Consider the following 14,394-nt stretch of genomic DNA (forward strand, 5'->3'; position numbering starts at 1 on the left):
GTGGCCTGCTTCCTTGGCCGGTGCGGCCACCCCGGCGATCACGCTTGTGGGTGCCGCTCAGGCAGCGGCGGCGGGAACGAGCTGGTTGGCGAGGTACTCGACGCCGTACGCCTCGCGCTCCTCCTGCTCCAGCAGGCGCAGGTGTTCGCGGGCCTGTCGGCGGGATTGCTTCTCGACCCCGAGGGCGTCGCGCAGGTCGGTCACGATCCGCTCGCGCACGCCCTTGCGGCTGAACTGCATGGCGTGGACCAGCTCATGCACGAGGGTGACGGCGAACTCGGCGGGGTTGGCATGGTGGTTGACGTTGACCAGGACCAGCACGTCGCCGCCTGCGAGCGGGATGGCGCGGGCGGCGGCGTCGCGGGCGTGCCGGTTGGCCTCCCGCAGTGCGCGGGCCTGTATCCGCTTGTCGACCTCACCGCCGGTCAACTCGACCTCGGCGGCGGTGGCCAGCTCAGCCATGCCCCGGGGTGCGGTGAGGGTGATCTGAACGTCCGGCATGCGGCCGGGTACGGATCGGTCCACGACCGTGACGGCCTGCTCTGCGAGGCGCTTGGCCGTGCGCAGGGTCCCGCCGTAGCCGAACAGCTTGTGTGTGCTGACGGTGAGTTTCACTACGTCTCCTTCATCGCCGCAGGTCAGATGGTCGGGCGGGGCAGGGCGCGGCAGGTCTCGCAGTGGGTCTGCGCCCATTCCATGAGGTCGTGGCTCACGCCGATGGCGTTGGTGTGCCGGGCGTCGCAGCCTCGGCAGACGGCCGCGTGGCGGTCCGGCGCGGCCGTGATCGGCAGCGGTACGACATCGACGGTGGCCCCCACGATGGTCAGGAACCGGTACAGCACGTCGGCGGGCCACGTGGTGGCGGTCTGGCTGGTCACAGCGGATCTCCTTGATCGGATGGGGTGTTCAGGCGGCGCGCTGGTCAGAGGGGTAGGCGCAGGTCACGCACATGCCGAGCGAGGTCGGGATGCAGTACCCAGCGTCGGTGCGGCACTTGGGGCAGGTGCGGCGGGCGAGCATCGCCAGGGCGAGTGCGCCCCACTTCCGCGAGGTCATCGGCCGCACAGGCTTGGCGCGGTCGACGCGGTAGAGGTAGGCGACCAGGGCCCCGGACTTGCGGCCCCGGCAGTGGCGCATGACCTGCGCGGCGACGGGCTGCCCGCCGGGCCGTAACCCTCGGGCCCGAAGCTGACGGCGGGTGGCGTAGCCCTCCGGGGCGTATCGCCATGGGTACGTCGGGATCCCGTAGCGGGCGCCGCTCGGATCGAAGCACTTGCCGAACGTCGGCGACATCAGGCCGCCACCTCATCCGGCTGCTCCGACTCGCGCCTGACGCGCTCGGTCTTGAGCGCATCGCGGAGCGTGCGGCCGTTGGCGGACGACGTACGGACCGCCTTACGGATCGCCTCAGCCGTCAGCGCCTCAACCGGCCAGTCGGCCGTGACCGTGCGGGCCTCATCGAGCAGTTGGCCCGCCGTGCGGTTCGGCCGCGGGGTGCGGGCCGACTGCGGCACGGGGCCAGTCGACCGACGGGGCGCATGCCCGACCGGATCGGTCGGATCGGTCGGCAGGCCAGGCTGTTCGAGCAGTCGCTCACGGGCGGCTGTCTCGGGGGCGGCTGCCCCGACGGCGGGCAGTTCGGTGACCGGCGCGAGCGGTGTCGGAGTCGACTTCCCCAGGTCAGAGGTAGACCGTTCTGCCTCGATCTGAGTCGATTTCTCCGCGTCTGTGGCGGTGTCGGGTCGGTGGTGCAGCACCTTCGCCACCAGGTCCGAGCCGAAGTAGATCGACCCGACCGGAAGCGACGTCGCCAGCAGCACGAGCGCCCAGTTCGCCGGGTCCCAGTCGGCCAGTCGGCCCCACTCGACCGTGCTGCCGTGCAGCTCCGGTACTAAGCCGTGGACGTAGTTGAGGACCAGCGAGGCGAGCGTGTAGGTGCCCAGCACCCGCAGGGCGAACGTCCGATCCCGTCCGGCCAGCACGAGGGTGGCGACCAGGGCCAGGGCCATCAGGCCGTCGACCACGATTGGGTAAAGCGTGGCAGCGGTGCGGTCCGCGCCGACTGCGTTGGCGATGTCGCGCAGAGCGTTCCAGGAGACCCGGAAGGCCATACCGACGACGGCGACCAGCGCCAGCACCAGCAGCGCCTTACCGCGCCGGTTCACGCCGCACCCCCCGCCGTGGCCGTGTCGGCGGACCGGTTCGCAAGCTCCCGCCGCGCGGCCAGCACCCGACGGCGGGCCCGGCGGATACGGCGCTCGTCCACCTCGGTCGGAATGCGGTCGAGGGTGATGATCTGCGCGTCCAGCAGCTCGATGTCCGCCGTGATGACGGGCATCTCGCGGTCGATCGCGTCCAGCTCCGAGGTCGTCGGCTCGCGGTCGCTCTCAAAGGCGGTAACAACCGCCTGAACAGTGCCGATGTACCTCATGGGTCGTGCTCCTCTCAGACAGGAACGGCCCAAAACGGCGCCCCCGGAGTAGCCGCTCCGGGGGCGCCTGCCGTTAGAACCAGGGGATTCCGGCTCCCCTCAGCCCCGCCCGTACGAGACGGGCGGAGGAGGCAACCGGCCGCAGCACTCAGAGCGCAGCGAATGGGTTGAGCAGTGCGATGTCTCCTTCGGGAACACGAGCTCCCGTCTTAGGCAGAGACGTGACCTTTCGGTCTGTGCCCTCCGGTTGACCAGGGATCCGGGTCCCTCGGCCCCCTCTGTCCGGGGCCCCTTTGTTGTGCGTTTCGGAGCAGCACAAAAAAGGCCCTCCGAGCGAGTCCGCTCCGCTGTCCTAGGACTGCGAGCGGCCTATGGAGACCATGCACCCGCAGTCCCAGGACTGTCAACAGTCCTGGGACTGTGTTTCACTGGTCGGGTTGAGAGGAGTCGTGCATGGCACCGAAGTGGCGAGAGCTGGCGGACAAGCTGGCCGCACGCATCAGGGACGGCGAGTACGCGCCAGGCCAGCAACTGCCGCATATCCGCGATCTCGTCGAGGCTGGAGAGGGCTCAAAGTCCACGGTCCACGCGGCCTACAAGGCGCTGGAGGGAGAAGGGTTGGTCACCTCGTCCCGCGGGCACGGCACGGTCGTACGACAGCAGTCCCCGCTCAAGCGGCTGGGGATCGCGCGGTACGACAAGGCGAAATGGCGTGACGGTGACGAGGTGGCGTTCATCGCGGACCGCGTGGCGTCGGGCCGGGCCTATCGCCGCGGAGAGCAGACGCAGACGATCTCTCGCGTCGAAGCCCCGCCGGTTGTCGCTGAGGCGCATGGCCTGCCAGCCGGTGCCGAGGTGTACGCACGCGCCCGCCTGGTGAAGGAGGGCGACCAGCCGACGCATACCCTGACCAGCTACTACCGTCCCGAACACGTCGAGGGGACGCGCATCGTCGACCCAAGCCCCGGTCCGGCCGGCCGCGGTGGAGGCTTCCGTGTTCTGTACGACGCGGGATACGAGATCGACCACATGAAGGAACAGCTCTTCGCCCGAGTCCCCACGGCAGAGGAGGCGAAGCTCCTTCAACTGACGCCCGGCGAATGGGTCGTCGAGCTGCACCGCACGACGTTCACCGCCGACGGCACGGTGGTTGAGTTCGCCATCGGACTCCACGCGGCCTCGCGCTTCGCGTGGGAGTACGACTTCAAGGTGCCCGACTCGGTGCAGGATCAGGAGGCGGGGCAGTGATCTCGGAGCAGTCGTGGGCGGATGCGCAGCTCCTCTGGGACTACCACCAGATGCACCACCAGCTGCGGCCGTGCTCGGTCGCGATCGGCCTCGGTAGCCACGACCTCGGCGTCGCCGACACAACGGTGGACCTCTACAAGCGAGGCTTGGCGCCGCTCATCGTCTTCACGGGAGCCACGAGCCGCACGACGCAGGACCGCATGCCACGCGGCGAGGCAGTCCACTACCGCGAGCGCGCGCTGGAGTTGGGCGTTCCCGGCGACGCGGTGCTGGTCGAGCCGCGCGCCCGCAACACCGGCGAGAACATCCGCTTCTCTCGGGAGATCCTGGAGACGGCTGGCCTCGAGGTCTCGTCTGTACTGCTGATCAGCAAGCCGTACGAGGAACGGCGCGCATACGCCACGGCGCGCAAGCTATGGGCCGAGGTCGAGATCGTTAGCGCCTCAACTCCGATGACCCTTGAGGAGTATGTGGACTCCATCCAGGATGCGCGCCTGGTGATCGACATGCTTGTCGGTGCTCTACAGCGTCTACTGATCTATCCCGCCCAGGGATTCATGATCAGTCAGACAGTGCCCGATGACGTGACGGCGGCCTACGACAGGCTGTGCCGAGGCGGCTTCACGAGTCGACTCATGCTGCACGGCACAGACGCGAGTCGCTGAGCCAAGGGGGTGCGTAGCTCCGCGGCTTGAGTAGAAACCCTACGCCCGAATTAGCTTCATCGCCTGGAACGACTTTCCACGCCTGCCTTAACAAAGGGTTCCAACCCACTACGCTGGCGCAAATAGACGTACCTATTCGCCGCGAGAACCTGCACGGCATTGAGCTGGTCCACTAGGGCCTTGGGAACCTGAACAGACCGGTTCTGCGGACCTAGGGCCAGCAGATGACGCGGACCCAGGGGCAACACAACCGTGTGCGCATCCCCGAAGGCCATACCGTATTTCACGTCCGTCTCGCCCCAGTGGAGAGTGATCGCGGGATTGTCGCCGATGAGGAATTGCCCCTCCTGAGGCGTGAGGACCTCTAGCTGCCAGCTGGCCGCCTTATCCTGGACCTTCTGAAACATCTCCTCGATGCTGACCCGAAACATCTTTCCGCTGTCGTGGTCCTGAGCGGGATCGGAGCTCTCGATCATCCGATCAGCGAAAACGCCTAGAGCCTGCACCCCTTCCAAGTGGAGTCCGGTCTCACGGAGAGCCACTGTGCGCAGCTGTTCCCCGTAATTCTGCAACAGCCCCCGGCGCACGTTTTCGCGGGCCTTTACGAAGGCATCACGGTACACGTCACGGTAACGGTGAGAACGCACGAGGTGCAGCGATACGAGGTCCCGCAGAATTTGAGCGTGTTCAGGGTCGTCAAAGGGCGTTCCCGCGTCTACGGCAGCGAACGCCTCCGGCGCCCGCTGCTCCACCTGTCGCCACAGATCCTCAGCGGAGGCCGAATCGTACGGCACGAAATCTTCGATCCAGCCACACTCGCGTGGACCCTTCAGCTTGTGGTGGCGCTCCGGGTGTTCAAGATCAAACTGAACGAGCTGCCAACCGCTGCCCTTAGCTCCGGGCAGGGTGAACCGCTTGAGTAGCACCTGAGAAATCAAGTGCTGTCGCGACACACGCTGAACTTCACTCATGAGCTAATAGTGCCAACGGTCACCGTGCCAAGCACAGCATTTATCGGCCTGCAAGAATATGAACGAATAGGACTGAGCTGGACCACCGTCTCCTCGTCGGGGGCGCGCCCCCCAACACTGGTCGGAGGGCGTGACTGGCCGAACGTAGCCACACCCAGCGGACACGCATGGCATGTGCGGAAGCTCGCCGCCGGTAGTCGGGCGGTCCGCGCCGGCAGACCTGGGCCGTCTGTGGGCCGTCTGACGGCCACTCGGGACGACCGTCGCCGACCACCAACAACTAAGGCGGAGCCGACACCCACAGGCGCCGACCCCGCCGTCGTTCCTGCTAGACCCAGCTGTCCAGCCACATCCTGTTGCGCCAGTCCTCCACCGGGATCGGCGTCCCCGTGTACAGCGGATAGAAGTAGATGAAGTTCCAGATGATCAGCAGCACCAGCACCCCCGCGCCGATCGCCCCGATCGCCCGTCTGCGTTCGTCCGAGCCCGGTGGGCCCAGCATCGCGCCGATCATCATCGCCACCGCCAGGCACAGGAACGGCACGAACACGACCGCGTAGAACAGGAAGATCGTGCGCTCCTGGTAGAAGAACCAGGGCACCCAGCCCGCCGCGATCCCGCAGGCGATGGCGCCCGCGCGCCAGTCGCGGCGGAAGAACCAGCGCCACAGGATGTAGCAGATCGCGAAGCAGGCTGCCCACCACAACAGCGGTGTGCCCAGCGCCAGGACCTCAGCTGCGCACTTGTCCGCCGCGTCCGCCGGGCAGCCCTGCGCGCCCGCCTTCGGGTCCTCGTAGTAGTACGAGACCGGGCGGCCCAGCACGATCCAGCTCCAGGGGTTGGACTGGTAGGTGTGGCCGGAGGTCAGATTGACGTGGAACTCGTAGACCTCGGTCTCGTAATGCCACAGGCTGCGCAGCCAGTCGGGCAGCCACGTCCAGTTGCCGCCCCTCCCGTCCTTCTGGGCCCAGTCCCTGAAGTAGCCCTTGTCGGTGACGATCCAGCCGGTCCAGGTCGCGATGTACGTGACGATCGCGACCGGCACCGTCGAGACGAAGGCCGGTACGACGTCCTTCTTGAGCACCGCCTTGTACGGCTGCACCGCGCCCGCCGTCCGGCGTGCGCCCACGTCCCACAGGACGGTCATCAGGCAGAACGCGACCATCACGTACAGGCCGTTCCACTTGGTGCCCGCGGCCAGGCCGAGCATCAGGCCCGCCGCCAGGCGCCAGGGGCGCCAGCCCAGGCGCAGGGTCTCCGCGACCGTGGCGTCCGGCCGCAGGATCCCCTCCTCGTCCGTCGGCAGCGCCGCCGCCAGCTTTCTGCGCGCCCAGTCCCGGTCGATGACAAGACACCCGAAGGCCGCCAGCACGAAGAACATCAGCACCAGGTCGAGCAGCGCCGTGCGGCTCATCACGAAGTGCAGCCCGTCCACGGCGAGCAGCGTGCCGGCCAGGCAACCCAGGAACGTCGAGCGGAACAGGCGCCTGCCGATCCGGCAGAGCATCAGCACCGACAGCGTGCCGAGCACGGCGACCATGAACCGCCAGCCGAAGGGCGTGAAGTCGATGATCTTCTCGCCGAGGCCGATGACCCACTTGCCGACCGGCGGATGCACCACATAGCCGGGGTTCGCCGGGATCGTCACCGCGTCCGGGTCGGCCAGGATCGCCTTGTCGATGTCCTTGGGCCAACTGCCCTCGTATCCCTGGTTGATCAGGGCCCAGGCGTCCTTGGCGTAGTACGTCTCGTCGAATATCACGGCATCGGGCTTGCCCAGGTTCCAGAACCGCAGCACGCCCGCGAAGAGGGCCACCATCAGGGGGCCGAGCCAGGCGGTGATCTGCAGCAGCCGCGTCACGTCTCCCGGGCGGACGGCGAACACCTGCCACAGCCGCTCGGAGGGGCGGGTGTACGGCGGCACCAGGCGCTCGCGCAGCCCGATCACCGGCCTGGGCGCGTAGCCGAATCTGCGCAGCCGCTGCTGCCAGCCGGGGGGCTGCTGATCGGCGTCCTTGCCCTGAAGGGTCTGTGGCGCGGTACTGGTCACCGCGCCATCGTAGGGAACGCGACTGTGCGAGTCGTGCGTACGGTCCTGCGAGGATGGCCTATGTGACAGGAACGCTGGTACTCGCAGGGACCCCCATCGGTGATGTAGCGGACGCGCCGCCCCGGCTCGCCGCCGAGCTGGAGGGCGCCGACATCGTCGCCGCCGAGGACACCAGGCGGCTGCGCAGGCTGACCCAGGCGCTCGGTGTGCACACCAAGGGGCGGGTCGTTTCGTACTTCGAGGGCAACGAGTCCGCCCGTACGCCGGAGCTCGTCGAAGCGCTCGCGGGCGGCGCCCGGGTGCTGCTGGTCACCGACGCCGGGATGCCGTCCGTCTCGGACCCCGGCTACCGGCTGGTGGCCGCCGCGGTCGAGAAGGACATCAAGGTGACGGCCGTACCGGGACCGTCCGCCGTGCTGACCGCGCTCGCCCTGTCGGGGCTGCCCGTGGACCGTTTCTGCTTCGAGGGCTTTCTGCCGCGCAAGGCCGGCGAACGGCTCGGCAGGCTGCGCGAGGTCGCGGACGAGCGGCGCACCCTGGTCTATTTCGAGGCCCCGCACAGGCTCGACGACACCCTCGCCGCGATGGCCGACGTATTCGGCGCCGAGCGCCGGGCAGCCGTGTGCCGCGAGCTGACCAAGACGTACGAGGAGGTCAAGCGCGGCGGCCTCGGGGAGCTCGCGGCCTGGGCGGCCGAGGGCGTACGCGGCGAGATCACCGTCGTCGTCGAGGGAGCGCCACCGGCGGGTCCGGGCGAGCTCGACCCCGCTGAGCTGGTGCGCAGGGTGCAGGTGCGCGAGGAGGCGGGGGAGCGGCGCAAGGAGGCCATCGCAGCGGTCGCGACCGAAGCGGGACTGCCCAAACGGGAGGTGTTCGATGCCGTGGTGGCGGCAAAGAACGCGGATCGAACGGTCCCCGCGGACGGTAAAGGACTATCGTAAAAGGCAAAGCGCAGACCGCGTCCTGACCTTTACTGCATGGGAATACCAAAGACCACACCATTAATCGACAGGCGTTGATGCGCTCCCGCCGTAATAGGCGTCCACTGGATCGGTGGAGAGGAGCTGGCATGAGTGAGATCACGGGCACCCCCAGGGTCCACGAGGCATACGCCTTCGCCTGTATGCGCTGCGGGCACGGCTGGGAGCAGGAATACGAGATAGAGCATCACATGGACGGCGCGGGCCAGGAATACGTCGTCTACAAGGCCAACGGTCTGCGGGTGCCGTCTCCGCTCTCGAGTCCGACCTGCATGAACTGCGGCGGGCATGTCGTACGGATCATGCGGGCGGGACAGGTCTCGTCGATGCACAACTTGATCGGGTCGTCCGTCTCGATCTCCGGGCCTCTGCCGAGTGCGCCGCACGGAGAGCCCGAGAAGGCCAAGAAGCCCAGGAAGCCGGAGAAGGCCGAGCCGGCCGGGACCGCGCAGTCCGGCGCCGAGCCGTCCGGGGCGGGGCAGTCCGGGCCGGGCGAGCCCCATCACTGGCATCTCTCCGATCTCCTGCACCCCTTCCACCGCAAGTGAGGTCCCGGGCGCGAGCCTCGTAGGATCGCGCCCATGAGTTCGAAGTCAAGCCCGCCGCCGCTGCCCGAACCTCTCGGGATTCCGGTCGCCGATTCGCACACCCACCTGGACATGCAGGAGGGCACGGTCGAAGAGGCCCTGGCCAGGGCCGCGGCAGTCGGTGTGAGCACCGTCGTGCAGGTGGGCTGCGACATTAAGGGCTCGCGCTGGGCGGCTCAGACCGCCGCGACGCACGACAGCGTGCATGCCGCGGTCGCGCTGCACCCCAACGAGGCCCCGCGGATCGTGCTCGGGGACCCCGATGGCTGGTCCCGCCAGGGCGCCCGCGAGGGCGGCGGCGACAGCGCCCTCGACGACGCACTCGCCGAGATCGACCGGCTCGCCTCCCTGGACGAGGTGAAGGCCGTCGGTGAGACCGGCCTGGACTACTTCCGTACGGGAGCCGACGGAATCGCCGCCCAGGAGCGCTCGTTCCGGGCTCATATCGAGATCGCGAAGCGGCACGGCAAAGCCCTCGTCATCCACGATCGCGACGCGCACGCCGATGTGCTACGGATCCTCGCCGAGGAGGGCGCCCCCGAGCGGACCGTTTTCCACTGCTATTCCGGTGACGCGGAAATGGCCGAACTGTGCGCGGCCGCAGGCTATTTCATGTCCTTCGCGGGCAATGTGACCTTCAAGAACGCCCAGCCGCTGCGTGACGCGCTCGCCGTCGCCCCGCTCGAACTCGTGCTCGTCGAGACGGACGCGCCCTTCCTCACGCCCGCGCCGTACCGCGGACGGCCTAACGCGCCGTATCTCATTCCGGTCACGCTGCGTGCGATGGCGGCCGTCAGGGGGCTCGACGAGGACACGCTGGCCGCGGCGATCGCGGCCAACACGGCCCGCGCCTTTGATTACTGAGGGATAACGACGCGCAGGGTAGCGTCGCGACACTGCGTAGTCGAATCGCTTGGGAGAGTGACCGGACTCCGCTATCGTCCCGGCCCGCAACGCCATCGGGCGGACCGGACCGGACCTTACGGAGCGTCGTGAACAATTCGCAGGGCAGTCATCGTGCCGCGCGTGGCGCCCGCCACGCTCTCTCGTCGTACGAGAGCGACATCGACACCTACGCGGAGGGCTACACGCCGACCTACGTCTCGCTTCCGGCGCCGCCGTCCCCGACACTGCCGCGTCAGAGCCCCGCCCCGGGCGCCGAGGGAGCGGGCGGACGCGCCGAGGCCCGGCGGGCCGCACGCCGCCGCAGGGCGGAAGACAAGCCCGACACCCTGCGCCGCCTAGTCCCGCAGGCCCTCGTCGTCGCCTTCCTGGCGGGCGGCACCTCCGCCTTCGTCGCCAACGACAAGGCCGTGCGGCTCACCGTCGACGGCGTGCCGCGCACCATGCACACCTTCGCCGACGACGTGGATGAACTCCTGGAGGACGAGGGGGTCCAGGTGGGCGCGCACGACATCGTCGCCCCCGCCCCCGGCTCGGCTCTCGCCAGCGGCGACGACATCGTCGTCCGCTACGGCCGGCCCGTCATGCTCACCCTGGACGGGCAGCCCCGCCGCGTGTGGACCACCGCCCGCACCGTCGACGGCGCGCTGCGCCAGCTCGGGGTGCGGGCCGAGGGCGCGTATCTGTCCGCGTCCCGCTCCCAGGTGATCTCCCGCACCGGCCTCGTCCTGGACGTACGGACCGAGCGGACCGTGACCTTCATGGCCGACGGGCGCGAGCGGACCATCCGTACGAACGCGGCGACCGTGCGCGAGGCACTGGGCGAGGCCGGGATCGCGCTGCACGGCCTGGACACCACCTCCGTGCCGCCCGGAAGCTTCCCGCGCGACGGCCAGACCGTCACCGTCATGCGGATCACCTCCACCCGGGAGGTGCGCGAGGAGCCGATCGCGTACGACACCGAGAAGACCTGGGACTCCTCGCTGTTCACGGGCACGGAGGTCGTCGTGCAGCAGGGCAGCCCGGGCGCCCGGCGCGTCACCTACGCGCTGCGCACGGTCAACGGGGTGCGGCAGAGGCCGAGGAAGGTCGCCGAGGAGGTCGTACGGGAGCCGGTCACCCAGCTGGTGATGGTGGGCACCAGGCCGCTGCCCAGCTCCGTGCGGGGCGCGGACGGCCTGGACTGGGGCTCGCTCGCGCTCTGCGAGTCGGGCGGGCGGGCCGCAGCGGTCGATCCGTCGGGGAACTACGGCGGGCTGTACCAGTTCGACATCGAGACCTGGCACGCGCTCGGCGGCACCGGGCGGCCGCAGGACGCGTCCGCGGCGGAACAGACCTACCGGGCGAAGAAGCTCTTCGTGCAACGGGGGGCGAGTCCGTGGCCGCACTGCGGCCGTAGGCTGTATCGGTGAGCACCACTGAGCCCGACGCACTCCTCGGCCCCGCCGACATCCGTGAACTGGCCGCAGCGCTGGGCGTACGCCCCACCAAGCAGCGCGGCCAGAACTTCGTCATCGACGCCAATACGGTCCGCAGGATCGTCCGCACCGCCGAGGTGCGCGAGGACGACGTGGTCGTCGAGGTCGGCCCGGGGCTCGGGTCGCTGACCCTCGCGCTGCTGGAGGCGGCGGACCGGGTCGTCGCCGTCGAGATCGACGATGTGCTCGCGGGCGCGCTGCCCTCGACGATCCTGGCCCGTATGCCGGAGCGCGCGACGCGCTTCTCGCTCGTCCACTCCGACGCGATGCTCGTCGACGAGCTGCCGGGGCTCGAGCCGACGGCGCTGGTCGCCAACCTCCCGTACAACGTCGCCGTGCCCGTCCTCCTGCACATGCTGGACCGCTTCCCGACGATCGAGCGGACGCTGGTGATGGTCCAGGCGGAGGTCGCGGACCGGCTCGCGGCATCGCCCGGCAACAAGGTCTACGGCGTCCCCTCGGTGAAGGCGAACTGGTACGCGCAGGTGAAGCGGGCGGGGTCGATCGGCCGGAACGTCTTCTGGCCGGCGCCGAACGTGGACAGCGGCCTGGTGTCCCTGGTGCGCCGCTCCGAGCCGGTGGACACCACCGCCACCAAGGCGGAGGTCTTCGCGGTGGTCGACGCGGCCTTCGCACAGCGGCGCAAGACGCTGCGCGCGGCGCTCGCGGGCTGGGCCGGATCGCCCGCGGCGGCGGAGAAGGCCCTGGTGGCCGCCGGTGTCTCCCCGCAGGCCCGGGGCGAGTCCCTGACGGTCGAGGAGTTCGCACGGATCGCGGAGGCGAAGGCGTGAGCGTCACGGTACGAGTCCCTGCCAAGGTCAACGTCCAGCTGGCGGTGGGGAGCGCGCGGCCCGACGGATTCCACGACCTCGCCAATGTCTTCCTCGCCGTCTCGCTGTACGACGAGGTGACGGTGAGCCCGGCGTCGTCCCTGACGATCACCTGCGCGGGTCCCGACGCGGGCCAGGTCCCCCTGGACCGTACGAACCTGGCGGCGCGGGCGGCCGAACTGCTCGCCGCGCGGCACGGACTGTCCCCCGACGTCCACATCCACATCGCGAAGGACATCCCGGTCGCGGGAGGCATGGCGGGCGGCAGCGCGGACGGCGCGGCGGCCCTGCTGGCCTGCGACACCCTGTGGGGCCTTCGCTCCACCCGCGCCGAACTGCTCTCCATCTGCGCCGAGTTGGGCAGCGACGTCCCCTTCAGCCTGGTGGGCGGGGCGGCACTGGGCACGGGCCGCGGCGAGCGGCTGACCGAGCTGGAGGTCGGGGGAGAGTTCCACTGGGTGTTCGCGGTCGCGGACGGCGGCCTGTCGACACCGGCGGTCTACGGCGAGTTCGACCGCCTGACCGAGGGCCTCGCGGTCCCGGCCCCGGCGGCGTCCCCGGCCCTGCTCGACGCTCTGCGCACGGGCGACGCGCCGTCCCTGGCGGGCGCCCTCGCCAACGACCTGCAGCCCGCGGCACTCTCCCTGCGGCCGTCCCTGGCGGACACGCTGCAGACGGGCACATCGGCGGGCGCACTGGCGGCACTGGTGTCCGGCTCGGGCCCGACGACGGCGTTCCTGACGAAGGACGAGGAGTCGGCGGGGTCGGTGGCGGCGGCGCTGCTCGCGTCGGGGACGTGCCGCGAGGCGAGGGTGGCGTCGTCGCCGACGGCCGGCGCGAGGGTGGTCGGGGCCTGAGGTACTCAGATCCCGTCTGAGTACGTGAGCCCTCACGTCGCCCCCTACTCCCGCGGCACCGTACCCCCATGGGATCAAGCGTTCGTGAGCTCGCCGCCGCCACACCCTCGGCGCGGGACCGGTATGTGGACCTGTTGCGGGTCGCCTCGCTCGGGACGGTCGTGCTCGGGCACTGGCTGATGGCCGTCGTCACCGGGGACGAGGTCGGCAATCTCCTCGCCGTCGTGCCCGGGCTGCAGATCCTGACCTGGGTGCTGCAGGTCATGCCGGTGTTCTTCTTCGTCGGCGGCTTCTCGCACGCGCTCTCCTACCGCTCCCTGCGCCGCAAGCAGCCCGACGGATCCGTCTACTCCGTCTTTCTGCGGGCCCGCCTGCAGAGGCTCCTGAGGCCCACGATCGTGTTCATCCTCGTCTGGGGCACGGCCGCCCTGCTGCTGCAACTGCTCGGCGGTGACGGCGGGTTGACCGGGGTGGCCCTGCGGCTCGTCGCGCAGCCCCTGTGGTTCATCGGGATCTATCTCGCCATGGTCGCCTTCACCCCGCCGCTGCTGAAGCTGCACGAGCGCTACGGATGGGGGGCCTTCGGCGCCCTCGTCGCGGGCGCGGTCGCCGTCGACGTGGCGCGGTTCGCCGGGCACGTGCCCTTCGTGGAGTTCCTGAACTTCGCCTTCGTCTGGCTCGCCGTCCACCAGCTCGGCTTCCTCCGCGCCGACGGCCGCATACGGATGCCTGCGGCTCTCGCCGCGGCCGGGCTGACCGGGGCCGCCGCGCTCGTCGCGGTCGGGCCGTACCCGCTGTCCATGGTCGGGATGCCCGGCGAGAAGGTCTCCAACATGGCCCCGCCCACCCTCGCGCTCCTGTGCCACGGGCTGTGGCTCGTCGGCGCGGTGGAGCTGCTGCGTACGCCCGGCGCACGGCTGGTCGCCCGCCCGCGGATCTGGCGCGGCGTCGTCACCGCCAACGGGATCGCGATGACCGCGTTCCTGTGGCACCTCACGGCCATGCTCGGGGTGTACGGCGCGCTGCTCGCCCTCGACGTCACGCTGCCCGCGCCCGCCTCCGCGGCCTGGTGGACGCAGGTGCCGCTGCGCATCGTGGCCGCACTCGTCCTCACGGCAGTCCTCGTCGCCGCCTTCCGCTCCTTCGAACGCCCCGCATCCGCGAGGCCCGGCTCAGGCTCCGGCGGACCTGTCGCCGCGCTCGGCATCACGCTCTGCCTCTTCGGCGTCCTCGGCCTGTCGATGGTCGGCTTCGGCGGGCTGCTGGAGGGCAGGACCGCGATGCTCGTCGCCGTACGCGTCACCGCGCCTGCCGCCGTCGCCACGGCCCTCGTCGGCTGGCTGCTCGTCGAGCGCGCGGGCCGGCGCCGGGTGGACGCCGCGGTGTGATTCTGC

At 69.8% G+C, this 14,394-nt stretch carries 16 protein-coding genes; 9 read left to right on the forward strand and 7 right to left on the reverse strand.

What is annotated here, in order from left to right; all coding sequences use genetic code 11:
• Positions 1-57: 57 nt before the first annotated feature.
• The 5 genes from OHA61_RS22920 to OHA61_RS22940 are packed head-to-tail and all read right to left on the reverse strand — an operon-like array spanning position 58 to position 2,431.
• The gene (locus tag OHA61_RS22920; protein WP_406304613.1) at positions 58-615 is read right to left on the reverse strand and encodes a hypothetical protein; all 558 of its coding nucleotides are present in this window, start codon (positions 613-615) and stop codon (positions 58-60) included.
• A 23-nt stretch (positions 616-638) separates the two neighbouring features.
• The gene (locus tag OHA61_RS22925; RefSeq protein ID WP_406304614.1) at positions 639-878 is read right to left on the reverse strand and encodes a hypothetical protein; all 240 of its coding nucleotides are present in this window, start codon (positions 876-878) and stop codon (positions 639-641) included.
• Between the two features lie 28 nt (positions 879-906).
• A complete protein-coding gene (locus OHA61_RS22930; RefSeq protein WP_406304615.1) occupies positions 907-1,293 on the reverse strand; it encodes an RRQRL motif-containing zinc-binding protein in 387 nt (128 codons plus the stop codon).
• Positions 1,293-2,165: a DUF2637 domain-containing protein gene (locus tag OHA61_RS22935; protein ID WP_406304616.1), complete on the reverse strand. Its 873-nt coding sequence runs from the start codon at positions 2,163-2,165 to the stop codon at positions 1,293-1,295. Before OHA61_RS22935 ends, OHA61_RS22930 begins: the two co-directional genes overlap by 1 nt.
• Positions 2,162-2,431: a DUF6284 family protein gene (locus OHA61_RS22940; protein ID WP_406304617.1), complete on the reverse strand. Its 270-nt coding sequence runs from the start codon at positions 2,429-2,431 to the stop codon at positions 2,162-2,164. The genes OHA61_RS22935 and OHA61_RS22940 overlap by 4 nt, the downstream gene beginning before the upstream one ends.
• 453 nt (positions 2,432-2,884) lie before the next feature.
• On the opposite strand from OHA61_RS22940, the gene OHA61_RS22945 reads away from it, so the two are divergent.
• Positions 2,885-3,679, forward strand: a complete 795-nt coding sequence (locus OHA61_RS22945; RefSeq protein WP_406304618.1) for a GntR family transcriptional regulator — start codon at positions 2,885-2,887, stop codon at positions 3,677-3,679.
• Positions 3,676-4,344 (forward strand): YdcF family protein, encoded by a 669-nt coding sequence (locus OHA61_RS22950; RefSeq protein WP_406304619.1) that lies wholly within the window; start codon positions 3,676-3,678, stop codon positions 4,342-4,344. The genes OHA61_RS22945 and OHA61_RS22950 overlap by 4 nt, the downstream gene beginning before the upstream one ends.
• 56 nt (positions 4,345-4,400) lie before the next feature.
• Here OHA61_RS22950 and OHA61_RS22955 read toward each other — a convergent pair whose 3' ends face one another.
• Complete coding sequence (locus tag OHA61_RS22955; RefSeq protein ID WP_406304620.1) at positions 4,401-5,315, reverse strand: DUF4238 domain-containing protein; 915 nt, start codon at positions 5,313-5,315, stop codon at positions 4,401-4,403.
• A 328-nt stretch (positions 5,316-5,643) separates the two neighbouring features.
• Complete coding sequence (locus OHA61_RS22960; protein ID WP_406304621.1) at positions 5,644-7,365, reverse strand: dolichyl-phosphate-mannose--protein mannosyltransferase; 1,722 nt, start codon at positions 7,363-7,365, stop codon at positions 5,644-5,646.
• Positions 7,366-7,418: 53 nt separating this feature from the next.
• Between OHA61_RS22960 and rsmI the strand changes: the two genes are divergently transcribed.
• The 7 genes from rsmI to OHA61_RS22995 all read left to right on the forward strand — a co-directional run bounded on the left by rsmI (position 7,419) and on the right by OHA61_RS22995 (position 14,388).
• Positions 7,419-8,306 carry a 16S rRNA (cytidine(1402)-2'-O)-methyltransferase gene (gene rsmI, locus OHA61_RS22965; RefSeq protein ID WP_406304622.1) on the forward strand — a complete coding sequence of 296 codons (888 nt, stop codon included), beginning with the start codon at positions 7,419-7,421 and terminating at the stop codon, positions 8,304-8,306.
• A 128-nt stretch (positions 8,307-8,434) separates the two neighbouring features.
• The gene (locus tag OHA61_RS22970; RefSeq protein ID WP_406304623.1) at positions 8,435-8,893 is read left to right on the forward strand and encodes a hypothetical protein; all 459 of its coding nucleotides are present in this window, start codon (positions 8,435-8,437) and stop codon (positions 8,891-8,893) included.
• A gap of 33 nt (positions 8,894-8,926) precedes the next feature.
• Positions 8,927-9,796 (forward strand): TatD family hydrolase, encoded by an 870-nt coding sequence (locus tag OHA61_RS22975; protein ID WP_406304624.1) that lies wholly within the window; start codon positions 8,927-8,929, stop codon positions 9,794-9,796.
• Between the two features lie 128 nt (positions 9,797-9,924).
• Entirely contained in the window at positions 9,925-11,247 is a 1,323-nt protein-coding gene (locus OHA61_RS22980; RefSeq protein ID WP_406304625.1) for a ubiquitin-like domain-containing protein, read from the forward strand.
• Positions 11,244-12,104 (forward strand): 16S rRNA (adenine(1518)-N(6)/adenine(1519)-N(6))-dimethyltransferase RsmA, encoded by an 861-nt coding sequence (rsmA, locus tag OHA61_RS22985; RefSeq protein ID WP_266475691.1) that lies wholly within the window; start codon positions 11,244-11,246, stop codon positions 12,102-12,104. The genes OHA61_RS22980 and rsmA overlap by 4 nt, the downstream gene beginning before the upstream one ends.
• Positions 12,101-13,000 (forward strand): 4-(cytidine 5'-diphospho)-2-C-methyl-D-erythritol kinase, encoded by a 900-nt coding sequence (locus OHA61_RS22990; RefSeq protein WP_406304626.1) that lies wholly within the window; start codon positions 12,101-12,103, stop codon positions 12,998-13,000. Before rsmA ends, OHA61_RS22990 begins: the two co-directional genes overlap by 4 nt.
• Positions 13,001-13,068: 68 nt before the next feature.
• Positions 13,069-14,388 carry an acyltransferase gene (locus OHA61_RS22995; RefSeq protein ID WP_406304627.1) on the forward strand — a complete coding sequence of 440 codons (1,320 nt, stop codon included), beginning with the start codon at positions 13,069-13,071 and terminating at the stop codon, positions 14,386-14,388.
• Positions 14,389-14,394: the final 6 nt, after the last annotated feature.

The sequence above is a fragment of the Streptomyces sp. NBC_00885 genome, assembly GCF_045207475.1.
In the GTDB taxonomy this organism is placed as follows: domain Bacteria; phylum Actinomycetota; class Actinomycetes; order Streptomycetales; family Streptomycetaceae; genus Streptomyces.